Here is a 5001-nt window from a genome sequence, read left to right as displayed (position 1 = left end):
GAGGTGGTGAGCGCGGGGCCGACTGAGCCGCGCCGGGGCCACCCGGGGCACCGGCTACTCCCACCGGGTGCCGGAGCGGAACGAAGGGGCGCGGGTGGCGGTTGAACGCCGTGAGGTCGGGGACGTGCGGCCCACGACCGCCATCCTCCGAGGGTTCGGGAAGGACACCCCATGAAGATCGGCATCATCGGCGCAGGCAATATCGGCGGCAACCTCACCCGGCGGCTGACCGCCATCGGCCATGAGGTCTCGGTCGCCAACTCGCGCGGCCCGCACACGCTGACCGCGCTCGCCGAGGAGACCGGGGCCGCTCCGGTCACCGTGACCGAGGCGGCCCGGGGCGCGGAGGTGGTGGTGGTCACCGTCCCCATGAAGAACGTCCCCGACCTGCCGTCCGGCCTCTTCGAGGAGGCCGCGCCCGGCGTGGTGGTCATCGACACCTGCAACTACTACCCCAAGGAGCGGGACGGCCGGATCGAGGCCATCGAGAACGGGCTGACCGAGAGCCGCTGGACCTCGCAGCACCTCGGCCACCCGGTGGTCAAGGCGTTCAACAGCACCTTCGCCCAGGACCTCCTGGAGCGGCCGCGCCCCAAGGGCGACCCGGAGCGGATGGCGCTGCCGGTCTCCGGTGACGACGCGGAAGCCAAGCGGACCGTACGCGCCCTCATCGACGAACTCGGCTTCGACACGGTGGACGCGGGCGGCATCGACGAGTCCTGGCACCAGCAGCCCGGCACCCCCGTCTACACCCTGCGCGCCGGGGTCGACGAGATCACCCGGGCACTGGCCGCCGCTCCTCGGGAGCGGCCCGCGGAATTCCGGGCATAGGGCCAGGCGGCAGCGCCAGGGGCGCCGCTCCTTCCGGGAGCGGCGCCCCGGCGGTGCGCGGGAGGGGTGGCCGCGTCTCTTATCGAGTGGGAGTGATCCGGTTTACCAGGTCCGAAGATCCCCGCCTCCTTATACTGAATCGGCTTGTCTCTGCTGATGAATCCGCCATCGCACGGGACGTGTTCGCCTGGTACACCTCAGGAAAGGAAGCATGTGAGCACACAGGCCGAGACATTCGAGTTTCAGGTCGAGGCACGTCAACTGCTGCAGTTGATGATCCATTCGATCTACTCGAACAAGGACGTCTTCCTGCGGGAACTCATCTCCAACGCCTCCGACGCACTCGACAAGCTCCGGTTGGAGTCGCTCCGGGGTACGGAGTTGCACGCCGACACCTCCGACCTCCACATCGAGATCGAGGCCGACAAGGAAGCGCGGACCCTGACCATCCGCGACAACGGCATCGGCATGTCCCATGCCGAGGTGATAGAGCTCATCGGCACGATCGCCAAGTCCGGCACCGCCCAGCTCCTCCAGGAACTCAAGGAGGCCAAGGACGCCGCGGCCTCGCAGGACCTCATCGGGCAGTTCGGTGTCGGCTTCTACTCGGCCTTCATGGTGGCCGACCGGGTCACCCTGCTGACCCGGCACGCCGCACAGCACCAGGGCACCCGCTGGGAGTCCAGCGGCGAGGGCACGTACACCATCGAAGCGGTCGAGGAGGCCCCGCAGGGCACCGCCGTCACCCTGCACCTGAAGCCGGAGGACGCCGAGGACCGCCTCTTCGACTACGCCTCCGAGCACAAGATCAAGGAGATCGTCAAGCGGTACTCCGACTTCATCACCTGGCCGATCCGCATGGCCACGGAGACCGCGCGCTCGGCGGCGTCCGCGGATACCGACTCCGCCGAGTCCGAGGCGGACGGTGCCGCCGCGGACGAGGGCGAGGGCGCCACTCGTCCCATGGAGACGCTCAACTCGATGAAGGCCCTGTGGGCCCGGTCCCGGGACGAGGTCACCGACGACGAGTACCACGAGTTCTACAAGCACATCAGCCACGACTGGAACGATCCGCTGGAGACCATCCGCATGCACGCGGAGGGCACCTTCGAGTACCAGTCGCTGCTGTTCCTGCCCTCCCAGGCCCCACCGGACCTCTTCCTGCGCGAGCGCAAGCGCGGAGTCCAGCTCTATGTGAAGCGCGTCTTCATCATGGACGACTGCGAGGACCTGATGCCGGAGTACCTGCGCTTCGTCAAGGGTGTCGTGGACGCGCAGGACCTCTCGCTGAACGTGTCCCGCGAGACCCTGCAGCAGGACCGCCAGATCCAGCTGATGCGCCGGCGCCTGGTCAAGAAGGTGCTGTCGACGGTGAAGGACATGATGTCCGAGCACCCCGACCGCTACGCCACCTTCTGGAAGGAGTTCGGCCGCGCCGTCAAGGAGGGGCTGCTGGACGACTTCGAGAACCGCGACGCGATCCTGGAGATCTCCTCCTTCCCCTCCACCCATGACGCGGAGGAGAGCGTCACCCTGCGGCAGTACCTGGACCGCATGAAGGACGGCCAGCAGCACATCTACTACATGACGGGTGAGTCCCGGCAGACCATCGAGAGCTCTCCGCACATGGAGGCCTTCCGGGCCAAGGGCTTCGAGGTGCTGCTGCTGACCGATCCCATCGACGAGATGTGGGTCGGTTCGGTGCCGGAGTTCGACGGCAAGCAGTTCCAGTCGATCGCCAAGGGACAGGTCGACCTCGACACCGAGGAGGAGAAGAAGGAGGTCGAGGCCGAGCGCGAGCGGCAGCAGAAGGAGTTCGCCGAGCTGCTGTCGTGGATGACGACCACGCTGAGCGAGAAGGTGAAGGAGGTTCGGCTCTCCTCGCGGCTCACCACCTCGCCCGCCTGCATCGTGGGCGACACCTACGACGTGACTCCGAACCTGGAGAACATGTTCCGCGCCATGGGCCAGGACATTCCGCAGATCAAGCGGATCCTCGAGCTCAACCCGGGCCACCCGCTGGTGACCGGGCTGCGTGAGGCGCACGGGAAGGGCGAGGACCCGGCCGCTCTGGAGGAGGTCGCCGAACTCCTCCACGGGATGGCGCTCCTCGCCGAGGGCGGCGAGCTGAGCGACCCCTCCCGGTTCATCACCCTGCTGGCCGGCCGGCTGGAGCGCACCCTGTAGTGCGGACAGCGGCACGCGGGGCGGACCTCGACGGTCCGCCCCGCGTGCCGCTGTTTCAGTTCAGGCCGTCACCTGACGAAGTCCTCGATGACCTTCGGAGGCCAAATGCCCGCGTCGAGCATGCCGGTGGAGAAGGCCCGGGAGACCAGGGCGGTCCGGTTGGGCACCTCGAACCTCCGCATCAGGCCGGTCACCCGGTAGTCGATGTTCTGGCGGCTGAAGTGCAGCCGGGAGGCCAGACGGAGGGTGGACTGACCGGCCGCGATCCCCTCCAGGATCCGGGCGTCGACCCGTGTGAGGACAGGCCGGCGGGGGCCCGCGGGCCCCTTCCTCTCGGTGTCCGGCGCGGTGCCCGGTGGGCACCGGACGACCAGCACCGCGGCGATGTCCGGTGGGCCGCCCCATACCGCGAAGGCGCTGAGGGTCACCGTGCACCCGGTGTCCGCCTGCTGCGTGACCGGCATCGGCGCGGCGAACTGCCGGCTGCTCCCGTCCACCAGGCGGGTGAGCTGCGGGGTCAGCCGCGCTCGGGCGCCGGGGGCAGCAGGTCCGGGAGGCGGCGGCCGCGGACATCGGCGGCCGGGCCGCCCAGTCGCCAGGAGAAGAACGGGTTCGCCTGCCGGACGACCAGGTCCGCGTCGAGGCTGGCCATGCCCACATCGCGGCCCGGGTCAGGTGGGGCGGCCGGTGCCGACCGCCCCACCTGGCGGGCCCTTGCGAGGGAGCTCCGGTTCACCCGGTGACCCCGTCGACGAGCTCCTGGATGGTGGGGTGTTCGCTGTCGATGGTGGAGGGCACCACCAGCCCCAGTTCGTCACCCAGCCGGGCGATGACGTCGATGAGCATCAGGGAGTCCATGCCCAGCACGAACAGGTCCTCGTCGGCCTCGGGCAGGCTGTCGGCGTCGCGCTGCAGCATGGTGGCGATCTGGCGCCGCAGGAAGTCCTCCACCAGCGTCCGCCGCTCCGCCTGGCCCGCGCCCAGGAAGCGCTGCCGCAGGTCGTCCTTCTCCTCCTGGTCTCCGGACGCGGACGGCGCGCGACGAGGCTCCACCCAGTGCCGCACCCGCTCATAGGGGTAGGTGGGCAGCGGGACGCGGCGCCGACCGGCTCCGTACCAGACCGCCCAGTCCACCTCGGCCCCATGGGTCCAGGCGCGGCCGAGGGCGTGCAGCAACGTGTCTCGTACCGAGGCCCCGCGGCCGGCGGGCGTCGCCAGGTCGATCGCGGTCAGGCCCTCCTTGGCGAGCAGGGCGGTCGACGGCCCTCCCTCGTCCTCCCGGACCGACCAGGTCTCCGGGGTCTCGGCCTCCGCGGGTTCCAGCCAGCAGCCGCTGGACCCCAGACTCACCGGAAGGTCCCAGGTGGCCGGCGAGCCCGGGGCGTCACCGTGGAGCAGGGCCAGCGCCTCCTTGAGGTCGAACACCCCGGCCAGGCAGCCGGCCACCACGCGGCCGATGCCCGAACCGCACACCGCGGCGGGCCGCACACCCGCCTCCTGGCAGGTCCGCCCCACGGCATAGCTGGTGACGAAGGCGGCGAGAGGGACGCCGCCGTCTCCGCCGAGCAGCCCCAGCGCGTCAGGGCCGCGGCCCGGCAACTCGGCCGCGCAGGCGTCGACAGCCGCCCGGAAGGGGGCCAGGGAACGGTAGAGGTCGGCCGCGTCCGGCACCGGACCGGTGGGGTCGGTGGCGACGAACGCGAAGTGGCCGGTGCCGCCCTCCGCCGGGGCGTCCATCACCCGGGCCGGGTCGGTGATCGCCAGTGTGAGGGCGGCGTCGTTGAGGTCCGCGCAGACCACGGCCCGCCGGTGGGCGCGGTGCCGGCGCCCGACCGCCAGGGTGTGGGCGACGGCCGCCAGGTCGAGTTCCGGGTGGCGCTTGAGGTGCCGCGCCAGCTCGTTGGTGGCCCGGGTCAGCGCCCGGGGCGTACGGGCCGAGACCAGCAGCAGTTGCGGCCCTGCCGGGGCCTCGGGGGCCGGGGC

At 70.6% G+C, this 5001-nt stretch carries 4 protein-coding genes and 1 pseudogene; 2 read left to right on the top strand and 3 right to left on the bottom strand.

Going from position 1 to position 5001, the window contains the following annotated elements:
• Positions 1-153: 153 nt before the first annotated feature.
• Together E4099_RS28870 and htpG are read left to right on the top strand one after the other, a co-directional pair.
• Positions 154-831, top strand: a pseudogene (locus E4099_RS28870) (NADPH-dependent F420 reductase); the annotation flags it as partial.
• Positions 832-1044: 213 nt separating this feature from the next.
• Positions 1045-3018: a molecular chaperone HtpG gene (htpG, locus tag E4099_RS28865; RefSeq protein WP_167828515.1), complete on the top strand. Its 1974-nt coding sequence runs from the start codon at positions 1045-1047 to the stop codon at positions 3016-3018.
• A gap of 68 nt (positions 3019-3086) precedes the next feature.
• On the opposite strand, the gene E4099_RS28860 is transcribed toward htpG, so the two are convergent.
• The 3 genes from E4099_RS28860 to E4099_RS28855 form a co-directional block, all read right to left on the bottom strand.
• Positions 3087-3515: a helix-turn-helix transcriptional regulator gene (locus tag E4099_RS28860; RefSeq protein WP_135342071.1), complete on the bottom strand. Its 429-nt coding sequence runs from the start codon at positions 3513-3515 to the stop codon at positions 3087-3089.
• A 20-nt stretch (positions 3516-3535) separates the two neighbouring features.
• On the bottom strand, positions 3536-3670 hold the full coding sequence (locus E4099_RS33295; RefSeq protein ID WP_167828514.1) for a PAS domain-containing protein: 135 nt from the start codon (positions 3668-3670) through the stop codon (positions 3536-3538).
• Between the two features lie 80 nt (positions 3671-3750).
• Positions 3751-5001, bottom strand: a 1251-nt coding sequence (locus tag E4099_RS28855) for a CurL C-terminal domain-containing protein (protein WP_245245273.1), incomplete at its 5' end; no start/stop codon positions are given.

The organism is Streptomyces palmae (assembly GCF_004684805.1).
GTDB classification, from domain to species: Bacteria; Actinomycetota; Actinomycetes; order Streptomycetales; family Streptomycetaceae; genus Streptomyces; species Streptomyces palmae.
Note: the sequence above shows the minus strand (reverse complement) of the source record. Positions and strands in the feature narration are given on the sequence as shown.